This window comes from Bifidobacterium boum (genome assembly GCF_000741535.1).
GTDB lineage: Bacteria > Actinomycetota > Actinomycetes > Actinomycetales > Bifidobacteriaceae > Bifidobacterium > Bifidobacterium boum.
This window is the reverse complement of sequence record NZ_JGYQ01000007.1, coordinates 249,339-271,677: the sequence shown is the minus strand read 5'-3', so window position 1 is coordinate 271,677 and position 22,339 is coordinate 249,339. Positions and strand designations below refer to the sequence as shown.

The window sequence follows — 22,339 nt, the reverse complement described above, 5'->3', positions numbered from 1 at the left end:
CTTCCGTCTTCGGCGATCCACGGGTTTGTCGCCGATGGTGGAGGTCTGGGATCCTGTTTTGGTGTGTGTAACTTCCGTCTTCGGCGAATGGGTTGATGATGTGCCGAAGAGGGAGGTTTGGGATCATGTTTCATGGTCTGTAACCTCCGTTTTCGGCGACCTATGAATGGTTCGCCGATGGCGGCGTTTGTGTTCACTTGGATGTGGACGGTTTCGTCACTATTTCTGAACAGCGTGGCGTTCATTTTGGATGGTGTGTTCGGTTGCGGGATATAGGGCATCGATGCCTGCGCGACAGCTTTATCGGGCAGTAAAAACCGCGAATTTCCAACGAAAACACATTGTTGTGCCGTTGTGGGGCGGGGTGGGTGCAATAAACCACGATGCAGGGTAAACCTGCTAAACTTGCCGGTTAGTCGATTTGCGCAATGCAAACGAATGCTATACTCTCGTATCTATATTTGGGAATATCAGCGCTCCCCGATGACGTGAAAGGTTCACCGATGAAAGGGTAAGAACGGGGACGATGACATTCAGTACATAGAGATATTTGAGGAGCATGAAACGATGAGGCATCAGGTGGAACGGCTGAAGCACGTAGCGCCGAAGCACGGGGTAAAACCGGTCTGTGCGCTCACCGCAGCCCTCGCCGCCGTCGCCATGATGGCCACCATGGCGGTTACCTCCTTCATTCCTGCCTACAATGCCAAGGCAGGGGAGCCCACTGACGGAAAAACCTGCACTCCGGCTTCTGTTGGCCTGGGTGATGACATGAGTGTCACAGGCACTGATACCGGCGTCGCTACATATGTTGGCGGAGATATGTATGTGGGAGGGAAGCCGTCTGATGCTAGTGCGCTGAACAGTGCTGCTGGCCCGACCGGCACCTATGCCGTTGAAGCCGAAGGTTTGACGGTTGTGAACGGCAGCTTGGCCATGAATCCACAGAAGGAAGCTTGGAAACTGTGGAATACGGGCAGTGCTGGTGGCAAGTCATATGTCTCCCGTGGTTTCCGATGGGGTGTTGTCGGTTTTGGTTCTCAGTTCCGTCCTGCTGACGGTAAGACCGTGTTGGCGGTTGGCGGCAACACCGACACATCTGTGATGAACAGCAAGGTCGGCGCTTGGACTGCTCCGGGATGGCTTGGCAAGACGAGTTCTACTGATACTACGGCTCATGGCTATACGGCATCCTTGGCTGGTGAGAAAACACAAGTGTGGGGCAAGACGGGCGTTGACTCTGTTCGCGGTTTGAGTGGCAGCGATACCACAACTAGCCAGCCGCCGGTTCTTGGCATCGATCCCAGCTTGGTGACTTGGAACCAAGGCGGTTTGTCCAATGTGAACGGAACGGACTACTCCGCGTACAAGAGCAAAATCTCGAAGCTTTCTGCGGATTTGAACACCGGAACAGAGTTGCCGGCAACCGGTACCGTCACTGAGGAAACTGCCCCCTCAGCTGGTGACTCCTACACGATTTACAAATACGACTACAAGAAGAACGGGAACAAAGGCAATTCCTTCACGTTCTACGACAAGCTGGAGAAGGAAAAGCTGATCACCTTCACCAGCACCGACACCAGCAAGAGCATGCAGGTGTTCAACTTGCCCGCCTCTTACTTAGATTTAAACGGAACCAATTACACGGGCATCGATTTCAAGTTCGTCAACGTGCCGGATAACGCTTCCGTTGTGGTTAACGTGACTGGCGCGAACGGGCAGACCATCAAATTCCACAATGGTTGGCGATTCTGGTGGAATGACGATAATATTGCCAACGATTTCGTCACGGCTGCATCTGGGGATGCTACGCAAGAGGCGAAGAACAAAAATTACGCGAAGCGCGCGCAGCAAATCATGTGGAATTTCGCCGATGCGTCGAATGTGGTGATTCTCGGTGGTCAGGCTACGGGCCAGATTCAGGTCACTAACCACGACTCGAACACCAGCACCAATCACGGCGCATGGGGCAGTGCGCATGATATGCGGGCCACGGATGACCCTTCTGCCGCGTGGATGGGCAGCATTCTTGTTCCTAACGGTAACCTCCAGAGCCATGTCTCTACTAATGGTCGTGTGTGGGTCGGCGGCGATTTCGAAATGCTGAACAACGAGACTGTGAAGAGGGTCGAAGGCCTAAGCTCGGATGGGCATAACGTCGGAGACGAGTTCGTCAACGAGTCCGGCGAGAAGACCACATCCATTCTTGATATGGACCAGGAACGCCATAACCTGCCATGGAACGGCTCGTACTCCACCACCTGCGCCGCGATCGCATGGAACAAGGTGGATGACACCGCTGAACACAAGGATCTCGGCGGAACCAGCTGGACCGTGTACGGCAAGAAGGAAGATGCGGTACACGGCACGAACGCTCTCGCCACCATCGCCGATGGCGGTTGGAACGATGATGCCGATGCGGAAGGTTCGCTCCAGCTGGGCAACCTCGCCAAGAACGGCACCTATTTCCTGAAGGAATCGGGTACGGCTGAAGGTTATGCGCAGAACACCAACATTTACCAGATCAATACTGGTGGCAGCACTACCGAGGCTGCGACAAACATCTCCAACGTTTTCGACAGTGCCGGTAATGCAATCAGCACGGATGCAGACAAACTGTTGACCGACGGCAAGATCATCAATAAGAAGACCGGTTCGGCAATCGAATGGCAGAAGGTCGATGGCACCGACAACAGCACGTTGCTGGCCGGTTCAACGTGGACGCTCTCCAAGATGAGCGGCGAGACTGCTGAGCAGTCTTGGAACATTACTGATGACCAGTCCGGCACAGAGGTCAAACGCATTACGATTACGGATGCAAACAATAAAGCTGTCACATCTGATACGCCTATTACGTTTGAGGGCAACAATTCGCAGACGTTTACCGCGACTGCGTACGACCAGCAAAACAAGGTGATCACTGGTGCCAAGCTGACTTGGTCTTCCGACAACGCCACTGTCGCGTCGGTTGACCAGAACGGTACCGTCACTCCAACCGGCAACGGCAGTACCACTATTACCGTGAAGTCGGCTGATGGTAAGGTCACTGCATCGTTCACTGTCGAAGTTTCCGGCGTAGAGACTTCCGTGTCGATTAACGGCTATACCAATGGTCAGAAAATCAGTCTTGAGAAGGGCAAGACCCTTAATCTGATTGCTTCTGTGGCTCCTGCAGGCAACACTGTTACATGGTCCTCCAGTGCGGCTAACGTCTCGCTGAGCGCCACCACCGGCACAAGCGTGACGTTGACCGCGAACAGCGTTACCTCAAGCCCCGTCATCATCACGGCCAAGGAAACTCGTACGGGCAAGATTGTTACCCTGAAGGTGAATGTGACCAAGCCGCCGGCAACCACCACCACGGTGTTCTTCAAGATGCAAGATAACTTCAACCAGAATAATGGTCAGAAGCTGTTTCTTGAATGGAAGACCTCGAACGGAAACTGGCCTGCAGACAACGGCGATCAGCCGAACAGAAAAGAGATGACGGTTGCCAGTGGCTGCAATGGTTACGTGTCGTACACCATTAACGAGGTCATGCCTACCAGCGCCAGTTTCCGAATCCGCAGAGATAAGGCAGGCTGGACTACGCCGGGATCCTTCTATCGTCCCGGTGAAAACAGTGGCTTTGCGTTCAACGGAGGCGACATTGTGACGTTGAACACTGCAACTGAGATACTTGACACTGCCCCTTCCGGCTGCGCCGTCACCTCCACCGTCGCATACAGCAGCCGTCGCGCTGCCGCCAGCAGTGGCGAGTATCGCGCGGTCGCCTCCGTGTTGCGGACCCAAAGCAACGTGGTGAACGTGGAGGAAAACAACACTGTTCCCACCAAGAAGGATGAGGATACCGCCGCTGGCAAGTTCAAGGTGTCCGATCTGTCGGATGGCACGTACCATCTGCAGGAAACCGCGGCTCCGAACGGCTATGAGGTCAGTGGCACGGTGTACACCATCACCATCACGAATGGTGTTGCAACATGGGATCCGGAGAAGCTTGATCACAAGCTGACGAACACCCGCAAGACCGGTACGGTCAAGTGGAACAAGGTGAGCTCCGAGTCCAGCGCCGAATTCCTGGGCGGTTCCGAATGGAAGCTGACCCGTATCAAGAAGTTCTCTTGGAATAATGGCGTTGCTACATACACGGATGCGTTTGACGATCTTGGAACCGTCAAGGATTGCGTGGATGGCAAAGGTGGTGTCGATAAATGTGCTACGCAGACCACCCAGTCTGGCCAATACGCTGACTGGAATGGGGAAAAGGGCAAGTTCGAACTTCGAGACTTGGAATGGGGCGAGTACCAGCTCGTCGAAACCAAGGCTCCTGACGGATTCAATCTCGACAGCACGCCGCACACGTTCCGCTTCGGCCCCGTTGAAGGTTCCGATGTGAACGGCAAGTGGTACACGAATTCCCAATTCAACGAGACCACTGCCACTTACAAAGAGAACGCGGCATTCACCGTTGACGGTGGATCCATTACCAACACCCCCGGTGTCGTCCTGCCTGACACGGGCGGCGAAGGGGTGAACAAGATGTACACTGCGGGATTCCTCGCAGTGGCGATTGCCGTGGCCGGTCTGGCCTTGAGCCTCAGGAGGCGGCAATCATGATTATCGACTCTGCGAGAGGGGAGGGCGGCCCGTAGCTGTTCTATGAACACCCTCTCCTAAAAGGCTGAAAACTTAACATCAGAGAAGATATAACCAATAAAGAAAAGGAAAAAGAATGAATAAGGTACTAAAAGGCCTTGTTGCCGTGGTCTCCACCGCAGCAATGGCCATCGCCGGTTTCGCCGGCGTCTCCACCGCAATGGCGGCAGAGACTACACATACTGTTACTATCACCCCAGCCAAGTCTGGACACACGTACGAGGCATACCAGATTTTCACTGGCAACCTTGGCACAGACGGTTCCTTGGGCAATGTCGTATGGGGCTCTGGTGTTGACTCTGCCAAGCTCGCAGCGTCAACTGATACCCTGCTTAAGGACAAGTCTGCTGCCGATGTTTCTACTGCCTTGGCTACTCACGCGGACAATTCTACGCAGGCTAAGGCTTATGCCACGGCGTTCAGTGGCGTGCTCTCTACCACTCATACTGATTCCGGTGCTTTTAGCTCGGCTGGTAATGGTTCCTACACCATCTCTGGTTTGGAAGACGGTTACTACCTTATTCAGGATAAGGCCGGAACTCTGAGCGGGCAGAACGATGCCTATACTTCCTTCATTCTGAAGATCATCGGCGATGATGTGACGGTTGCACCGAAGAGCACCCAGCCGACCGTCGACAAGAAGGTTCAGGATGAGACTGCTGACGCTGAACAAGGAGCCACTGACGGTTGGGGCGATACCGCCGATCACGACATCAACGAGTCCTTCAAGTTCAAGCTCGACGCCTCCATTCCGGCAGAAGCCAATCTCGCTGATTACAAGACCTACAAGGTCAAGTTCAACGATACGATGAGCAAGGGCGTCACCTTCGAATCCATCGAGTCCGTCACAGTGAACGGCAATGATGGCACTGCTGCTAAGTCTTGGCCTCTCACTCGTACTGATTACGATGCAACTACTCCCACACCTGCGGGAGATGGCACGCAGTCCTGGTCCCTGACCATCGACGATGTCATTGCCAAGTGCGCAGGCATCAAGATTGCCCAAGGCTTCACCGTCGAGGTGATCTACAACGCTCACCTCAATGAGAACGCCACGGTCAACGATGCCAGCGGCTCAACCGATAACAAGAACTCCGTCAACCTCGAGTATTCCAATAACCCGAACGCTGAAGGTCTCGGCAAGACCGAAGACAAGACCGTTTACGTCTTTACCTTTGCCATCACCAACAAGAAGGTTATTGACAACGAGGACGGTGAACCTCTTGCAGGCGCAGGCTTCAAGCTCTATAAGGATGAGGGCTGCACTCAGGAGTATCAGCTTGTGAAGGATGCCACTCTGAATGCTTACCGTCCGGTAAAGGGTGGAGAGACCGCAGAGGAGATGAAGTCCTCTACAAACGGTACTTTCCCGATCAAGGGCCTTGATGCAGGTACCTATTACCTGAAGGAAACCACCACCCCGAAGGGTTACACCACTGCTGCGGTCAAGACCATCACGATTAAGGCCACGCACACCATCAGTGGTGGCCTGCCAAATGTGGTTCTGTCTTCGGATTCCACCTTGGATAACAAGATCGTGGATAAGAAGGGCAACACCCTCCCGTCCACCGGTGGCATGGGCACCACGATCCTGTATGCTGCTGGCGCTGCCATCGTCCTGGTGGCTGCCTTCGGCATCGTCTTCGCTGTCCGTCGTCGCAACGCTCGTTGAGCGTAGCCACGGCAAGCCAAGAAAATAAATGTGGGTCAAGCGCGATGCTTCAATAGTGGTCGTCCAATGGGTGAAGATTTGGGCCTGCTGTTGCGGCATCCGCTTGATTCCACCCCACGGCAAAAGCCAAAATAACTTAATACGCACATGACCCGGATCCGGCTACGCACCGGATCCGGCCGTCAGTGCCCAACCGCACCCAACTTCGCACAACACACGTCGTACCCGCCTATCAAGGCATCACAGCGCACGTTGTGCCCAACCACGTCGCCCAACACAACATATGTTGAGCCGTGTGTCCTGAACTTGTCCTTATGTTACGAATGGCCAGCAAACGCGCCGAACACGGTTGCCAGCTGTCCGCATCCTAAGGACCCTGACCAGGAAAACTAGGGAACTTCCGACGAGGGGAAAGAAATGACAAGCCACAACGAGAGGGCAGAGATGAACAACAGAACGGCAAAGCACCGCATTATCATGGCGTTGTGCTGCATGTTCGCACTCATGCTCGCAACCATCGGCTTGAGCGCGCCCGCCGCCACCGCCGCCACCACCAACACGGCATCCGGCACTACTGCATCCGGTACCACTGCGGAAGGCAGCCTCACCGTCACCTACCAATACCAGGAAGCCGCGCTCAAGAACGCCGACATCAACCTGTACCGCCTGGCCGACTGGTCCGCCAAAGGCGGCTACACGCCCACCGGCGACTTCGCCAACCACACCGCATACCCGGTGGATTGGGATATTCTCAACGCTGACCAGCAAACTCTGCGCGACTTCACCAATACCATGGCCGGGTACATCGCCGTAAACAAGCCCGCCGCGGAAAACACGCTCAGAACCGATAGCGCCGGTGTTGCCACCTTCAACCAAATGAAGGACGGCCTCTACCTCGCGGTCGTCGCCCCCTACCAGGGCAACGCGCTCACCTGCCAGACCGCTGCCATGCTCGTCGCCCTGCCGAACGTGCACAAGGATGCCGACGACCAGCGCACCCTCAGCATCGAACCGAAAGCGGACTGCGCGGTCCCGCCCACCACCACCATCAGCGTGAACAAGGTGTGGAAAGACAAGGATCAGTCCAAGCGCCCCGAAAGCGTGACGATGAACCTGCTGCAAGACGGCAAGATCTACGATTCCATCATGCTCAGCAACGCCAACGACTGGAAATACACGTGGAAGGGCTTGCAAGCCAAGCACGAGTACACCGTGGTCGAAGCGAACGTGCCGGGCAACTACACCGCGCTCGTCGACCGTGAAAACAACGATTACACGGTAACCAACACCGCCAAGCCCGGATTGGCGAAAACCGGTGCGAGCGTTGCCATCATCGCCGTGATCGTAGTCGTACTGGCCGCTGCGGGCATTGCAATCACCGTCGTGGTACGCAAGAAGAACACCACGGAAAACGCCGCGACACAAACCTCCCCGGACGATAGCGAGTGATGTTCGACTCGAATGAGAAACATACCGGCAAACGGCGTAAAGAACGCCAGATAACGGATAGCGACGCCGAAAGCGTTGCATCCGAAGATGCTGCGACCCCCGAAACCGACGCAACAGCCCCGGAAACCGACGCGCGGCAATCGGAAACGATGACTCGCGTCGACCGTCGCAAAAAACGCAACAAAGACAACCTCGGCCTGAACATTCTTATTGGCTTCCTTGTCATCGTGCTTATCGGCGGACTTGGCCTCATCGCCTACCCATCCGTGGCCGACTGGTGGAATCGTATGCACCAGTCCTACGCGGTGGCCGGTTATGTGGCCAAAACCAACGACATGAGTAAAGCGGAGAAGAAAAAACTCCTCGACGCCGCCCACGCCTACAACATCAGACTCGCCGCCACCAGCGACCGCTGGCACATGACCGACGAACAGAAGCATGAATACAACGAGACGCTCAACGTGACCGGCACCGGCATCATGGGCTACGTGACCATACCGCGCATCAAAGTGAAACTGCCGATCTACCACGGCACCGATGAAGGCGTGCTGCAGGTTGCCACCGGGCATTTGGCGGGCACCTCACTGCCGGTCGGCGGGCCGACCACGCACGCGGTGATCTCCGGCCATACCGGCCTGCCGTCCGCGCGACTATTCACTGGCTTGGATGAGCTGGCAAAAGGCGACACCTTCGCATTCCATGTGCTCGACGACACCTACACGTACCAGGTCGATCAGATCAAAGTGGTCCTGCCGGACGACCTGAGCGCATTGGACATCCGCACTTCGGCGGATTTCGCCACGCTTATAACCTGCACGCCATACGGCGTGAACTCGCATCGACTGCTGGTGCGCGGGCATCGTATTCCGAACCCGACCACGCCGGACAACACGCAATACGATGATCCGACCACCATGGTGTTCATCACGATCATCGTGGTATTGCTGGTGCTCGCGGCCCTGATCGCGCTCGGCACCTGGTTCGTGCGCAGCCGCAGCTCCCGCGAATCCTCCGGGTCGCACAACTCCGGGCGCGCCTACCGCAAGTCACCCCCCAAGCATCGTAGTCCCACGTATCGCAGCAAACGCTAGGTGAGTGGAGCGTCCAAGGGGTCGAGGTGGCCTGTCTGGATTATTTGGATTGTTTGGACTGGGCGGCTTAGGCGGTTTCGATGGCTTAAGCGGCCTGGAACCGGTTGATCCTGCCTGATCATCGGATTATTAAGTCTCGCTTTGGTCTCGTTTTGGCCCCTTGATTCGTTTTCTGCGGGGGTAGCGACAATTACTGCGGGGTTGATGACAACTTCCGTGACGAATGTGACAGAAATTGTCATTTTTATCACGGAAGTTGTCACTAACCCTGCAGTAATTCAATCCGTCTGCCGCTAACCACCCCAATCGGCTGTGAAAGTCCCCATTTGGAGTTGGCAGCTTCCGTAGGTGGTTTGGCTGTGAGAGCCCCCATTCGGAGGTGTCGGGAATGGCGGTTTTCCGGGGTTTGCCGTGACGGTTGTGCCGTGGTGCGCGGCTGGGCAGCACTATGACTGGTGTTACAACAACGCGAGGTGATCGTGACAGCAACTGTGACCGAGGCGACAGATTCCGTCACCCCAGTCACAGTCATTGTCATCTAGTCACAGTTTCCATAATCCTGTCACAGTTCGCCGCTTGGCCGCAGCCATTGTCATTCCAGTTACAGTTGCTGTCACTTGGTCACAGTTATCGCCCGCAGCTCCAAGCATCACAGCCGTTCGTTTCCGCTTATTCCATTTATTCCGCCCCTTATTCCATACCCTCACCGCGTGTCGACCACAACCCCCGATTCGAGTGGATAATCGCAACCCAATCCCTCTACGGTAAAATCCATGACCATGCGCCTGCACATCAAGCAACAAGTACGCCAAGCCCACCAAGCGCGCCAATGCTACACACCTCGCTCAAATACCGAACGCGTCACCGTACGCCGAATGGCAGAGAGCTGCGAACTTGTTACCCCTCACCGCGGCATGTATGCGGAACCCGAATATTGGAGCATGCTCAACCACATCAGCAAAGTGCAACACATCGGTAGCACGTTATGCCGCGAAAAGCCTGAAACTATCATCGCCGGCAGATCGGCAGCCGCGGTTTGGGGGCTCGACCATTCCGCGTATCTTCATAAGAGCGGCGTCATCACCATCGCAAAGCCATACGGCAATCCCAATCGAGCCACGCATTCGCAGCTGCGCCGTATCTACCTTCCGGCACGGCACATGAACCACGTCACCATGCACGACAACACGCAGGTCGCCGATCCCACGCGCACGCTTTTCGACTGCGGGCGAACGGAAACGTTCCATGACGCATTCCCCGTATTCGAATCGGCGATTCGGCAAAATTCTGTTGACAATACTGCGTTTCTGGATTATTGCAGTCAAGCCTACGTTGGGCGCAACCGGTATTTGCCGGCATTCGTCATGAGCAAGGCGCGAGGATTGAGCGAAAACGGTGGCGAGTCTTTTGCTCTGGCCGTCATCTTTGAGCTTGGTTTTCCTTGGCCGGAGCAGCAAGTGGAATTCACGTGCATAGGGCCGGATGGCGCACGGAAGGTGAGACGCGTGGATTTTTCGTGGTACTTGCCGGACGGGCGGATTGTGGTCGGTGAACTGGACGGTCAGCAAAAGTACGTGGATCCCAGCATGACGGGCGGGCGTTCGATTGCCGCGATTGTTGAGGACGAACGTGAGCGATCGCAGATGTTGTATCGATGCGGTGTCAGCGCCGTTGTTCGTTTTACTTTCGATGACGTGGTACGGCGCGCGCCGTTGGAACGGAAGCTACGCGAGGCCGGGGTTCCCTGCGGTGCGCCGTCTGTATTGCCGCAGCCGCATGGACGCCGATGACAACAAGGTGGTAGGTGGTATGTGGGGCAGGCGGGGCAAGTGAACAGATGATGTGTGTGGGGGGGGGCAACACGCCGGTCATTGTAAAGTATCCGTTTTGGCAAAATGACCCTGGCGATGAAAAGGCTGTGTATGCCTGCGTCAATTATGATGATGAGGCGTTTTGCCCGAGCGAGATTGCAGACAGGAGCATCTGCATTGACGAGGACATCGGCGATGTGTTTGCGAAGCTGAAATAGCGACGGGTTTCAAAAGGAGGATGGACCATGCGTGAAGAAATCTTCGAATACGTGAAGAAGAAATACGGCGTTGTCCCGGATTATCCGCTGCCGACCGCACCGGATTTCCCGGTTCTTCGCCATAGGGACAACCATAAGTGGTTCGCCATCATCATGGATGTCCCGAAAGACAGGTTGGGGTTGAATGGGACGGATCGAGTCGACATCATCAACGTGAAGATGGGCGATCCGATGCTTGTCGATATGCTGTCGCAGCAGACGGGGTATTGTCGCGGCTATCACCTTAACCGGGGCAACTGGATATCCATCCTCCTGGACGGCACGGTCCCGTTGGAGGACATATGCATGTGGATCGACGAAAGCTATTTCGTGACGGCGTCAAAGCAAGAACAGCAACGGTTGCGGCCGCCCAAGGAATGGATCGTCCCGGCAAACCCTCGGTATTACGACATTGAGCACGCCTTTGACCATGCAAAGGAGATCGATTGGAAGCAGGGCAAAGGCATCAAGGCGGGCGACACCGTATACATGTATGTGGCGTTGCCCATCTGTGCCATTCTCTACAAATGCAAGGTTGTGAAAACGAATATTCCCTATGACTATCGCGACGGCAACCTGACCATAACGTCTGTGATGAGGATACGGCTGCGGAAACGGTATAAGCCGGGCGCATTCACATTCGATAGGCTCAAGGGCGAGTATGGCATCTCTGCGGTTCGGGGGCCGCGGAGCGTTCCGGGTTCCCTGAGCGAGGCGTTGAGAAAATAGCGGGGAAAGCAGTGGGACTCGGCTGTATTCAGCACTGGGCGAATAGCGATGGCAAGTGGTAAGAATATGGCTATGAAGAAGAGTGTGACTATCAAAGATGGCAAGGATTATATTTCCCAGGTCAGGGAATTGATCATAGAGTATACGAAGCGGTTGAATCGGGATCTGGCCTTTCAGAACATCGAAGAAGAGTTGAAGAATCCTGCCGAAAAATATACTGCTCCGCAGGGGGAACTGCTTGTTGCAGTGGATGAGACGGATCGTGTTATTGGCATGGTTGCATACCACAGGCATAATGCTGAGCGCTGTGAAATGAAGAGGCTGTACGTTAAGCCTGAGGCGCGCGGGATGCATTTGGGGGAGTCGCTTGTTGCGGAAATCATAGATCATGCAAAGCAGGCTGGCTATAAGGAAATGGTTCTGGACACGATTGTCCCTTTGAAAGCGGCGATAGGGTTGTATAAAAAGAATGGATTTGAGGAATGCGAGCCGTATTATCACAATCCGATGGCTGACGTAATTTACATGAAAAAAGAGCTATAGGGCTGCGCGGACTGCGTAAGCCAATTCCGGTTTGCTGAGGTTGAAGTGTGCGACGGCGGATTTCGTTGAAAAGTCTAGGCGCTGAATCCATTGGGGTCATGGGAATCGGCATGCTGAAGGCATGCGTGGGGACGCTTCGACAGATTGCCAACCGCTGATCGGGGCGGAAGCGGACGGCTGAACGGCAATATCACGATTTCGGCTCGGATGTCTCTTCGCCGCAGTAATGCTGTCCTTTTCAGAGGTCTGCAACCTCCAGTATCGGCGAGTAGTTGATGGGTCGCCGATGGTGGAGGATACGTAGGGAGGATAGGTAGGTTTGGGGCCATCTGACCTCCGTCTTCGGCGAGTTGTGAGGGTGTCGCCGAAGAGGGAGACTAGGAATCCTTTTCCGGGGTCTTTAACTTCCGTCATCGGCGAGTGGTTGGTTGGGTCGCCGATGACGGAGGTTCGGGATCTGTTTTGGGGGTCTGTATCCTCCATCTTCGGCGACAGTTTCGGGGTTCGCCGATAGTGGAGGTTCAGCGGGGTCAAATCGGCCTGCTGATTTCCGTTCTCGGCAATCCCATGATTTTGTCGCCGATGGTGGAGGTTTGGGATCCTGTTTCGGGGTCTGTAACTTCCGTCTTCGGCGACCTGTGGATTTGTCGCCGATGACGGAGGTTGTGTGGGGTGGGGGTTGCGTCTTCTGTCTCCGAGAACTGGGTGTCGGTGGGTTGGGTTAGTGATTGAGCCAACAGCGGGTTGCGATTGCGGTTGCCGCGGGCTGCGGCTTGCTGTTTTCGATTGCGGCTGCGTCTGCCGGTGCAGCACGTCAGGATTTGTGGATTTGCGAGGGCGGGATGATGACCATTCGGTTTTGAAATACATCGTCGCTGTGGCTGAGATCGGTTCGATCACCGAGGCGGCGAAACAGCTTCATGTTTCCCAGCCGAGTCTGTCGGCGGCGTTGAAGGCGGCGGAGAAGGAAGTCGGGTTCGAGATATTCACCCGAAGCCGCAGCGGCGTCGCCTTGACGAAAGAAGGCGTGGAGTTCCTCGGATACGCCCGGCAGGTGATACAGGAGATGGACCTTCTGGAAGACCGCTTCATGTTGAGCAAACCGGCGAAGCAGCGTTTTTGCGTCTCGACCCAGCATTACACGTTCACGGCGAATGCATTCGTCGAGATGGTCCAGACTTTTGGCCAGGAGCGGTTCGAGTTCATCCTCAATGAAACCCAGACCCACCGCATATTGGAGGATGTGAAGAATCGCTTCTGCGACGTGGGCATCATCTATCTGTGTGACAGGAACAGGACGTTTCTGCACAAGACGATGGATGAGATGGGGCTCGTCTTCCATGAACTGTTTTCCGCCGACCCGCACGTGTTCCTTCGGGCAAAGCATCCATTGGCGGGCAAAGCATCCGTCACGTTGAAAGACCTGCAGCCGTATCCGAGATTGAATTTCCTCCAAGGCAGCTATGAGTCGGCGGATTTTTCCGAGGAGCCGTTCAGCACAGAGCTCTCCGAGAAGGAAATCCGCGTCAGCGACCGTGCAGCCATCGTGAACCTGATGATCGGGCTTGACGGATACACCATTTCGAGCGGAATCTTTCCGAAATACCTCCAGGGGCGTCAGATTGTCTCGGTGCCGTTGGCTCAGAAAGAGAAGATGCACATCGGGTATGTGCTGTGCAAAGGGCAGAGCCTCTCGGAGCTTGGGGCGATCTACGTGGATGTGTTGGGCAAGTATGCGCCGAAACATTCATAGGAAGCGGCTATGTAAAAGCATGTAAAATAAGTCTTACCTATTAATCTCCATTTGCGGTATGAATGATTTCAGCGACGTTTCAATGCCGGGACAACGCTTTGGCAACACCGCGAAGGGAGATTTCATGATACCGGGGTACGTGCTGACCAATTTTTTCGTCTATGCGCTGGTGAATGCATTCACGCCGGGGCCGGGAAACATCCTGGCGCTGAATACGGTGACCAATTATGGGTGGAAGAAAGGCAGACCGCTCTTTTGGGGAATTTTCGCAGGATACTATGCGGTTCAGATCATCTGCGCCGTTTTCGTGTACGGAGTCGGCGCGTTTCTTCCGCATGCGCTGCAGGCCATGAAGTATATCGGGGCTGCGTATATTCTTTGGCTTGCGATACATATTGCCATCAGCAAGCCTGAAGTGAGCGAAGAACAGGGGTCGGCCTCGTTCGCGAAAGGATTCCTGCTGCAGTTCGTCAATGTCAAGATCTATATGTTCGGCATCACGGCTTTGACAGGGTTCATCACTGCGTACAGTCGGGCATTGTGGACTCTGGTTGGAGTTGAATTCCTGATTGCAACCATGGGGACGATCGCGACACTGACATGGATCGGTGCCGGACTTCTGATACAGAAGTTCTATGTCAGGCATTACCGAATGATCAATATCGTTCTGGCGTTGACTTTGCTGGAATGCGTTTGGAGTATGTTGCAGGCGTAGGGCTTTCGGTATCAATGTCCAAAGTTTCTTTCTCCCTTGAAGTCAGCCGTCGGCGGGGTGGTTTCCGGTGCTTTCTGGCAGTTGGGCAAATTCAGGCGGCGATGTCATCGCATGGTGGGCGCCGATCGCGTTCGCTGGCACTCCGACTGGACGGGCGGAATCCCGTTGTTTGTGAAGGCGGCTGCAGGATTCTGAGAACCGTTATATAATGAACACATAGTCATCAGAAATGATGCTGAGGAAGAACACGCATCGGAGCGTGCAAGCGGATGCTTGGCTCCGATGGCTTATTCCACAGACCCAATGGCGGGTTTGCAGGAAGAAAGAGAGGTGAAGCCATGCGTGGTGTGTATCGGTCCCTTAGGCGGCGTGCCTCGGGGCAATCGGGTTTTACTCTCATTGAGTTGCTCATTGTCGTGATCATCATTGGCATCCTTGCATCGATCAGCGTGCCGATTTATCGGCAAGTGCGCGCAGCGGCATGGAACAGCGCAGCCGAATCCGATTTGAGGCACGCAACAGACTCCATTGAGAATGCACGCATTGAACTCGACGGTAAGCTGCCTCCGAATTTCATGATTGGAGCAAGCTCCAAGGGCAGTGTTTACCCGATAGCGAGCAACGTCAAACGTACCTACAGTAGCAAAACACCCCCTAAGCTTCAAACGCAGGTTACGCTTTCCCCAGGCGTGTCGCTGTGCTACACAACAACTGGCGACACCTACCGGATATATACGACCAATGGCAACAATCTGAGTGTCTACTACGTGTATGATTCGGCGACTGGTCAAATACAACAGAAGGACAACCCCTACAAGATTGCCGCTGCCACGTCTACCCAAGAGCAGATCCAGTGGAATCCTGCTGATCGCAGTCACAGGAGACCGTGGAAAAAAACACTTAGTAAATGTGCGATCGAACAGCGATACGGCGCGCCCAGCGCATGATTCTGGATGTCGAGCAGGTATCGGCGGCTCGCGCCGGGTGCGGCGGGAGTGTATCAGTGGACGATCCGCGACGCATATCCCGGTTGACGAGAGTGTCCACGCACTCAGGTGTGGATGCCGGTAGTGCGCTGTGTGGAGGCCATTTTGCCGTTGGCCGAATGGCCTCCACGCCAGGCAAGGTCATGGTCGGGCGAATAGCTGGTTGAGGTTGGAGGGCACGTCGTCAACATAGCGTCTCAGTGATTCGTTCAGCTCGCCGGGTGTTTCTGGCATGCCGCGTTCGATCCATTCCTCGATCCATCCGCTGATTCCGTCGGCGAAAAACGCTTTCCGGTGGGCTTCCTCGTTCGCGAGTTCTTGCGTCAACCCGTTTTTTCTCGCGCAACGATGTTCGCAGGACGTTGTCCCGCCCTGTCGCGTGGAGGACTTCGTAAAACGCTTGGTGCTTCTTCATGTGGCAAAACAGGCTTTCGAACACGGTCCACGGTTGCGAATCGGGGTCGGATTCGAATTCATGCGTCCACGTCTTGATCAGAAACAGGGCGTGCCGTGCGCTGGACCAAGCCGGAGCGGTGAATGAACTCGTCGATCCTCTGAAGGAGGAGGGGCGCAAGATGCCGCATTGCTTCGTCGTGGAAGAAAGGAACGACCCCACCGCGCGTAAGGCGTTCGACAGGCTGACTGACTTCTTGGACAGCCATAGCGTCTGAACCGTTGACGCTTGTCTTGCCGTCTGTTAAAGTATCAGTATCAGATACAATTACAGATGGTTGCCGGCGGTGATGATTGCGGACGTTTTACATATCCGGCGAATGAAGCGAACCGCGACATCTGAACCGCGTAATACTGAACTCCGCACAACGGGATGATGCAAAGGAAGGGGTTGTGATGGATACCAGATTCTCGTCCGCGATCCATGCGCTGATCCTGATCTCGCAATCCGCAACGCCGGTCAATTCCGAGCAGATCGCCGTGAGCGTAGGCACCAACCCCAGCTACATCCGCAAACTGACCGCACGCCTGAACAAGGCGGGCATCATCGAAGGCAGGCGCGGCATCAGCGGATTCCGGCTGCTCAGGCAGCCAGGCGACATCACGCTGCTCGACATCTACCGGGCGGTGATGGACACGGATTCCGTGCATCTGTTCGACCTGCACCACAATCCCAATGACACGTGCATCGTCGGGCACAACATCCGCCCGGTGCTGGGAGGCATGTTCCAGCAGATGGACGATGACGTGAATCGCCGGCTCCAAGAGATGACCCTCGCCGACTGCATCAGCGGCATGCGCGCCTACATGACGCGCACCAGCCAAGCCGACCCCGGCCAGAGCGCGGCAAACAATCCAAGCCGAACTGGCGCCGCCGACGCGCGAGAATAACCATCAACCGTCTGCACGCCCCATCCAACCCATGACAACCACAGAGAACGACGACGGCCGACAAGCGAACGGAGAGCATCATGAAAGCAGCCATCCTCACGCATTACGCCAAACACGGCACCGACCTCGAAATCCGCGACATCCCCGTCCCGCAGCCCGGCGACACGGAAGTGCTGGTCAAGATCATGGCCGCGGCGGTCAACCCGCTCGACAACATGATCATCCGCGGTGAAGTCAAACTCATCACACCCTACAAGACGCCGCTGGTCATGGGCAATGAATTCGCCGGAATCGTCGAGAAAACCGGCAACAACGTCACCCGGTTCACAGCAGGCGACCGGGTCTACGGCAGAATGCCCCTCAAGAAAATCGGCGCCTTCGCACAATACGCGGCAGTGGAGGAATCCGCACTCGCGACGATCCCCGAATACCTCTCATACGAGCAGGCCGCCACGGTCCCGCTCACAGCGCTCACCGCCATGCAGGCCTTCGACGTCATGCACGTTGCGGCAGGGGAAACCGTGTTCATCTCCGGCGGCACCGGCAGCCTCGGCGCCATGGCGATCCCCGTGGCCAAAAGCCTCGGCCTGCACGTTGTCACCAACGGCAGCGGCAGCAACGAAGAGCGGGTGCGCCAGCTCGGCGCCGAACGGTTCATCGACTACAAGAAAGAGAACTACGTCGACGTGCTCTCCAACGTCGACCATGTGCTCGACACCTTGGGCGACCGCGAGTTGCCGAACGAATTCAACGTGCTCAAAGAAGGCGGCAGCCTGGTCTCCCTGCGCGGCATGCCCAACGGCCGGTTCGCCAAGCGCAGCGGCATGTCCGCATGGAAACGCCTGCTGTTCTCCATCGCCGGCCGCAAATACGACCGCATGGCAGCGGCGAAAGGCCAGACCTACGACTTCCTGTTCGTGCATGAGGACGGGCGCCAACTCGAAGCAATCGGCAGGCTGTTCGACAAAGACCATCCGCTGGAAACCTCCATCGACACGGTCTACACCCTCGAACAGGTCAACGAGGCGTTCGCCAAAGTGAAACAAGGCAAATCCAAAGGCAAAACCATCATCGCCATCGGACAGTAGACGCCGCCCACCCTTGTTGCCGCCGACCAACGCCCACAGTCGGCGGCGGGGCGACCCCTCGTGACCACCGTTGATTAGGATGAGATGCATGACTCACCTTCTGCGACACCAGCGATCTGTGCGACGGAACACGGCTGCATGCATCCTGGCGGTTGTCCTGTGCATGGTCGGGGCGCTCGCAGGTTGCACTCCGCGCGGCGTGGCTGTAGGCAATTCGCACGATTCGTCGAGCAACGTCGCCCATGACAGTGTGGACCGGCAGGATATCGTCATCGGTGTGGTCGGAGCATTGGGCAATCCGCCGGTCGCCGATACCACGGTGCTCAATGATCTTGCCAAGGCAAAGCTCGACGCCCGGTTCGCTTCCACAACCGGCAACGCCGATGCGACGCAAGCCGCCCAGCAGGCTGTACGCGACTGGGCGTCCCAACGCGTGTCGGTGATCCTCATCAATGCGCTCGATGTCACGGATGCGACAGCGTCATCGTGGCATGATGCGTTAAGCGAAGCGCGCAACGCGGGCATTCCGGTCGCTCTGCTCGACCCCTCCAATCCGCCGCAGGACACCACGTTGTATGCGGCGGTGCTACGCATGGGAACGAAGCCCGCAGACAGTGATGCGGATGTCAGCTCGTCCACGCTTGGCTTGGATGCGGCGCTATCCGCCATCATCAATGACAACCCGCACCCTGCAACCATGCGGATTGGCTGAAGTGACGCTGGCGGTCTCCTGCAACCGCTGAAATCGCGAGTGTGAGGGAATGGGGGAGCCCTAGGCGTCTCGCGCCCGCGAGAGCAGACGGGACAATGGCGGAATCCGACGATTGGTCGCCGCGCCTTGGTTGCCTGGACACCTGTCCGTCACAGTGGCCTTGCCATACACGCGTTTCACCCATCGATACGTGATGTATGGAATCCAAGCATCGTCCACAGCCCCTCGCCCTTGTCCGTATCCTCGCCGCTTCCTGCCGATAGTATCGGGAAAGCCGATACCAGTCATTGAAGACACGCATTTGATTGATACTTTGGCATCGGCGAAGATGACAACATGACTAGAATCACGACCACACTCACATCATTACGCTCTCGCATATGCACCCGAGAGATGCTGCTTGTCGCGCTCGTAACCTGCGCTGCGTCCATCATCGGGTCCCTGATGGCCGGCCTGCCGGTGTTCAGCCTGTTCGGCGCGCTCATCATCGCACTGATCATCGGCATGCTTGTGCAGATCCCGATGCACGCATGGCTCGCCCACGCCGCCGCCAAGCGTGCGGAAGGCATCGGCAACGCCGCGGCACTGATTTCCAACAAACTGCTGCGGCTGGGCATCATCCTGCTCGGTTTCAAACTCAACCTCGACGTGCTGTTCGCCACCGGGGTCAAAACCATCGCCGTGGCGGCGGTCATCGTCACACTCACCATCACCGTCACCTATCTCATCGCCAGAAAACTCGGCGTCGACGAGCATCTCGCCATCCTCACCGCGGGCGGCACAGGTATTTGCGGTGCCGCGGCCGTCATGGGGCTGTCTGGTTCCATCACCATGCCGAAAGCCGAAGAGAAACGCGGACGCGATGACGAAGTCATGGCAGTGGCGACCGTAGCTGTCATGGGTACGGTATTCGCGCTCGCGGAAATCGCGTTGCGCCCGTTCCTGGGGTTGTCTGATGCGCAATTCGGCACGATGGGCGGCGCCTCGCTCCACGAAATCGCCCATGCGGTCGCGGTCGGAGGTTCCGCGGGGGATGCGGGCATGGATGCGGCGATCATCATGAAACTCTCCCGGGTGCTGATGCTTGCCCCGACAGCCATGATTATCGGCGCATGGTGGGCCCGCAGACACACCCAGCCCGGTGACGGCCCGCGCAAGGTGCCGATCCCGTGGTTCATGCTTGGCTTCCTCGTTGCGTCGATCGCCGGTACGTACCTGCCCTTCGTCGCGCAGTTCACGGACATCTTGGTCAAGGCGGCCTATCTGGTGCTGGGCATGGCGATGGCGGCCCTGGGCATGAACGTCGATTTCAAGGCGATTGCAAGCCGCGGCCGCATGGCGGTGCTCGCCAGCTTCCTTGCCTCGATCCTGCTGGCGGGCGGCGCGTTCCTCGCGGCGAAGTTGCTGTTTTGATTGAGAAGCGCGGGATGTGCGGTACACGCATTCCCGCGCGATTCCCAGCGACGCGATGTCGCGAAACGGCTTTCACACAATTGGACATGTTCCCGCCGATTGTCGATGGTTTTTCCCTCGAACCGATCCTAGAATGGTGCTCGCCTCGACGTTGAGGCTCGGTTTCGCAAAGGCTCCAAGCCTGCTGTGAGACCGGTGGACGAAATGACGGCAAAGGAGTCATCATGTACTACTCGGCTGGAAACTATGAAGCCTTCGCGACCCCGGAGAAACCTGAGGGCATCGACGACAAGTACGCGTATATCGTCGGGTCCGGTCTTGCCGGCCTGTCGGCGGCATGCTACCTGATCCGCGACGCCCAGATGCCCGGCGACCATATCACGGTTTTCGAATCCCTGCCGGTGGCCGGCGGCTCCTGCGACGGCATCTACGATGCGACACGCGGCTACATCATGCGCGGCGGCCGTGAGATGGACAACCATTTCGAGGTCATGTGGGACCTGTTCCGTTCCATCCCGTCCATCCAGAACCCCGGAGAGACGATTTTCTCCGAATACTACAAGCTCAACAAGCATGACCCGAACTTCTCCCTGTGTCGCGTCACCGAGAAGCAAGGTCAGGACGCGCACACCGACAAGAAGTACGGGATGAACCCGAAGGCGACGCAGGAGCTGCTGCACCTGTTCATGGCCACGGACGAAGAGCTCGCCGACAAGACCATCGATGACGTGTTCGACGACGATTTCTACAAGACAAACTTCTGGGTGTACTGGCAGACGATGTTCGCGTTCGAGAAATGGCACAGCGCCATCGAGATGAAGCGCTATATGCAGCGTTACATCCATCACATCGACGGATTGCCCGATTTGTCCGCACTGCGTTTCACCCGCTACAACCAGTATGATTCCATGATCCGCCCGATGGTCAAGTACATCACGGACGCCGGGGCGAAGGTGCTGTATGACACGAATGTGACCAACGTGGTGTGCGAGGTGACGCGCAGCCGCAAAGCGGCCCGCCGCATCGAATACACGCAGGGCGGCGAGGCCAAGAGCATCGACCTGACCGACAACGACCTCGTGTTCGTCACCAACGGCTCGCAGGGCGATTGCACCGCGTACGGCGACCAGACACATGCGCCGGTCGTGTCCATCAAGAACGGCGAAGGGCCGTCGGTCGAACTATGGAGGAGGATCGCCGCCCAATCCCCGGATTTCGGACATCCTGAGAAGTTCTTCAAGGACATCGAGGAAACCAGCTGGGAATCGTGGACGGTCGACACGTCCAACAAGGAGGTGCTCGACGCAATCGAAGCGATCTGCCACCGCGACCCGCTGTCCGGCAAGATCGTGACCGGCGGTATCGTGACCGCCAGGGATTCGAGCTGGTTGCTGTCGTGGACCATCAACCGGCAAGGCCAGTTCCCCGACCAGCCGTCCGACCACTGCCTGATCTGGGTGTACGGCCTCAACTGCTGGCATGACAACGGCGATTTCGTCAAGAAGCCGATGGCGCAATGCACCGGCGAAGAACTGTGCGAGGAATGGCTGTACCACATCGGCATCCCGCAGGACAGAATCAAGCAGTTGGCGAGCGAGGCATGCAACACGACCGCCGCGATGATGCCGTATGTGACGAGCTTCTTCGAACCGCGTCGCGACGGGGACCGGCCGAAGGTCGTGCCCGACGGCTCCGTGAATCTCGCCTTCGTCGGCCAGTACGCCGAAACGCCGCGCGACACCGTGTTCACCACGGAGTATTCGATCCGCACCGGCATGGAAGCGGTGTACACGCTGTGCAATGTCGACCGTGGCGTGCCGGAAGTATGGGGCAGCGTCTTCGACGTGCGTGACCTGCTGACCGCGACGGTCAAACTCGCCGACGGCAAGAAACTCACCGAAATGGACCTGCCGCTCAAAGATCGTCTCGCCCTGCGTGAACTGCTCAAGAAGGTGCAGGGCACCGAGGTCGAGAAGCTGCTCAAGGCGTGCGGGGCGTTGTGATCCATCGGCAGGATGTGCTTGCCCGCCATGGTGTGAATTAGACGTCATTGATTGATACGGAGCCGTGTTCCGGATTTTCCGGGATGCGGCTCCTTTATCCAACGGGATAGTATTCAA

General features: G+C 56.6%; 16 protein-coding genes. 15 read left to right on the top strand and 1 reads right to left on the bottom strand.

Annotation, left to right across the window (positions count from 1 at the left end; all coding sequences use genetic code 11):
- The first annotated feature begins 567 nt into the window (after window positions 1-567).
- The 10 genes from BBOU_RS02610 (at window position 568) to BBOU_RS09500 (ending at window position 15,623) form a co-directional block, all read left to right on the top strand.
- The gene (locus BBOU_RS02610; protein WP_026502638.1) at window positions 568-4,617 is read left to right on the top strand and encodes a SpaA isopeptide-forming pilin-related protein; all 4,050 of its coding nucleotides are present in this window, start codon (window positions 568-570) and stop codon (window positions 4,615-4,617) included.
- A gap of 115 nt (window positions 4,618-4,732) precedes the next feature.
- Window positions 4,733-6,328: a SpaH/EbpB family LPXTG-anchored major pilin gene (locus BBOU_RS02605; RefSeq protein ID WP_026502637.1), complete on the top strand. Its 1,596-nt coding sequence runs from the start codon at window positions 4,733-4,735 to the stop codon at window positions 6,326-6,328.
- Window positions 6,329-6,772: 444 nt separating this feature from the next.
- Window positions 6,773-7,777 (top strand): Cna B-type domain-containing protein, encoded by a 1,005-nt coding sequence (locus BBOU_RS02600; protein ID WP_026502636.1) that lies wholly within the window; start codon window positions 6,773-6,775, stop codon window positions 7,775-7,777.
- A complete protein-coding gene (locus BBOU_RS02595; protein ID WP_026502635.1) occupies window positions 7,777-8,868 on the top strand; it encodes a class C sortase in 1,092 nt (363 codons plus the stop codon). Before BBOU_RS02600 ends, BBOU_RS02595 begins: the two co-directional genes overlap by 1 nt.
- An 875-nt stretch (window positions 8,869-9,743) precedes the next feature.
- The gene (locus BBOU_RS02590; protein WP_152595570.1) at window positions 9,744-10,658 is read left to right on the top strand and encodes a hypothetical protein; all 915 of its coding nucleotides are present in this window, start codon (window positions 9,744-9,746) and stop codon (window positions 10,656-10,658) included.
- Between the two features lie 290 nt (window positions 10,659-10,948).
- Complete coding sequence (locus BBOU_RS02580) at window positions 10,949-11,665, top strand: MmcQ/YjbR family DNA-binding protein (RefSeq protein WP_202961008.1); 717 nt, start codon at window positions 10,949-10,951, stop codon at window positions 11,663-11,665.
- A gap of 66 nt (window positions 11,666-11,731) precedes the next feature.
- Window positions 11,732-12,208: a GNAT family N-acetyltransferase gene (locus tag BBOU_RS02575; protein ID WP_206538477.1), complete on the top strand. Its 477-nt coding sequence runs from the start codon at window positions 11,732-11,734 to the stop codon at window positions 12,206-12,208.
- Window positions 12,209-12,875: 667 nt separating this feature from the next.
- On the top strand, window positions 12,876-13,961 hold the full coding sequence (locus BBOU_RS02570; RefSeq protein WP_202961006.1) for a LysR family transcriptional regulator: 1,086 nt from the start codon (window positions 12,876-12,878) through the stop codon (window positions 13,959-13,961).
- 58 nt (window positions 13,962-14,019) lie between these two features.
- Window positions 14,020-14,676, top strand: a complete 657-nt coding sequence (locus BBOU_RS02565; RefSeq protein WP_202961005.1) for a LysE family transporter — start codon at window positions 14,020-14,022, stop codon at window positions 14,674-14,676.
- Window positions 14,677-15,014: 338 nt separating this feature from the next.
- Window positions 15,015-15,623: a prepilin-type N-terminal cleavage/methylation domain-containing protein gene (locus tag BBOU_RS09500; RefSeq protein WP_081815472.1), complete on the top strand. Its 609-nt coding sequence runs from the start codon at window positions 15,015-15,017 to the stop codon at window positions 15,621-15,623.
- A 180-nt stretch (window positions 15,624-15,803) separates the two neighbouring features.
- On the opposite strand, the gene BBOU_RS02555 is transcribed toward BBOU_RS09500, so the two are convergent.
- A complete protein-coding gene (locus BBOU_RS02555) occupies window positions 15,804-15,989 on the bottom strand; it encodes a TetR-like C-terminal domain-containing protein (protein ID WP_026502629.1) in 186 nt (61 codons plus the stop codon).
- Window positions 15,990-16,511: 522 nt separating this feature from the next.
- On the opposite strand from BBOU_RS02555, the gene BBOU_RS02545 reads away from it, so the two are divergent.
- From BBOU_RS02545 to BBOU_RS02525, 5 genes are all read left to right on the top strand, one after another.
- Window positions 16,512-17,006: an Rrf2 family transcriptional regulator gene (locus BBOU_RS02545; RefSeq protein WP_051616655.1), complete on the top strand. Its 495-nt coding sequence runs from the start codon at window positions 16,512-16,514 to the stop codon at window positions 17,004-17,006.
- 80 nt (window positions 17,007-17,086) lie between these two features.
- Window positions 17,087-18,094 carry an NADP-dependent oxidoreductase gene (locus BBOU_RS02540; RefSeq protein ID WP_026502627.1) on the top strand — a complete coding sequence of 336 codons (1,008 nt, stop codon included), beginning with the start codon at window positions 17,087-17,089 and terminating at the stop codon, window positions 18,092-18,094.
- An 88-nt stretch (window positions 18,095-18,182) separates the two neighbouring features.
- Complete coding sequence (locus tag BBOU_RS02535) at window positions 18,183-18,806, top strand: type 1 periplasmic-binding domain-containing protein (protein ID WP_152595571.1); 624 nt, start codon at window positions 18,183-18,185, stop codon at window positions 18,804-18,806.
- A gap of 336 nt (window positions 18,807-19,142) precedes the next feature.
- A complete protein-coding gene (locus tag BBOU_RS02530) occupies window positions 19,143-20,219 on the top strand; it encodes a YeiH family protein (protein ID WP_238551962.1) in 1,077 nt (358 codons plus the stop codon).
- Between the two features lie 224 nt (window positions 20,220-20,443).
- Window positions 20,444-22,222 carry an oleate hydratase gene (locus tag BBOU_RS02525; RefSeq protein WP_015450234.1) on the top strand — a complete coding sequence of 593 codons (1,779 nt, stop codon included), beginning with the start codon at window positions 20,444-20,446 and terminating at the stop codon, window positions 22,220-22,222.
- The last annotated feature ends 117 nt before the right edge of the window (window positions 22,223-22,339 follow it).

Bases quoted from the DNA above. Each gene is read 5' to 3' on its own strand.
- BBOU_RS02540 (WP_026502627.1), top strand. From the start codon at position 17,087: ATGAAAGCAGCCATCCTCACGCATTACGCCAAACACGGCACCGACCTC.
- BBOU_RS02575 (WP_206538477.1), top strand. From the start codon at position 11,732: ATGGCTATGAAGAAGAGTGTGACTATCAAAGATGGCAAGGATTATATT.
- BBOU_RS02535 (WP_152595571.1), top strand. From the start codon at position 18,183: ATGACTCACCTTCTGCGACACCAGCGATCTGTGCGACGGAACACGGCT.
- BBOU_RS02595 (WP_026502635.1), top strand. From the start codon at position 7,777: ATGTTCGACTCGAATGAGAAACATACCGGCAAACGGCGTAAAGAACGC.
- BBOU_RS02605 (WP_026502637.1), top strand. From the start codon at position 4,733: ATGAATAAGGTACTAAAAGGCCTTGTTGCCGTGGTCTCCACCGCAGCA.
- BBOU_RS02545 (WP_051616655.1), top strand. From the start codon at position 16,512: ATGGATACCAGATTCTCGTCCGCGATCCATGCGCTGATCCTGATCTCG.
- BBOU_RS02610 (WP_026502638.1), top strand. From the start codon at position 568: ATGAGGCATCAGGTGGAACGGCTGAAGCACGTAGCGCCGAAGCACGGG.
- BBOU_RS02525 (WP_015450234.1), top strand. From the start codon at position 20,444: ATGTACTACTCGGCTGGAAACTATGAAGCCTTCGCGACCCCGGAGAAA.
- BBOU_RS09500 (WP_081815472.1), top strand. From the start codon at position 15,015: ATGCGTGGTGTGTATCGGTCCCTTAGGCGGCGTGCCTCGGGGCAATCG.
- BBOU_RS02565 (WP_202961005.1), top strand. From the start codon at position 14,020: ATGAATGATTTCAGCGACGTTTCAATGCCGGGACAACGCTTTGGCAAC.
- BBOU_RS02530 (WP_238551962.1), top strand. From the start codon at position 19,143: ATGACTAGAATCACGACCACACTCACATCATTACGCTCTCGCATATGC.
- BBOU_RS02590 (WP_152595570.1), top strand. From the start codon at position 9,744: ATGGCAGAGAGCTGCGAACTTGTTACCCCTCACCGCGGCATGTATGCG.
- BBOU_RS02600 (WP_026502636.1), top strand. From the start codon at position 6,773: ATGAACAACAGAACGGCAAAGCACCGCATTATCATGGCGTTGTGCTGC.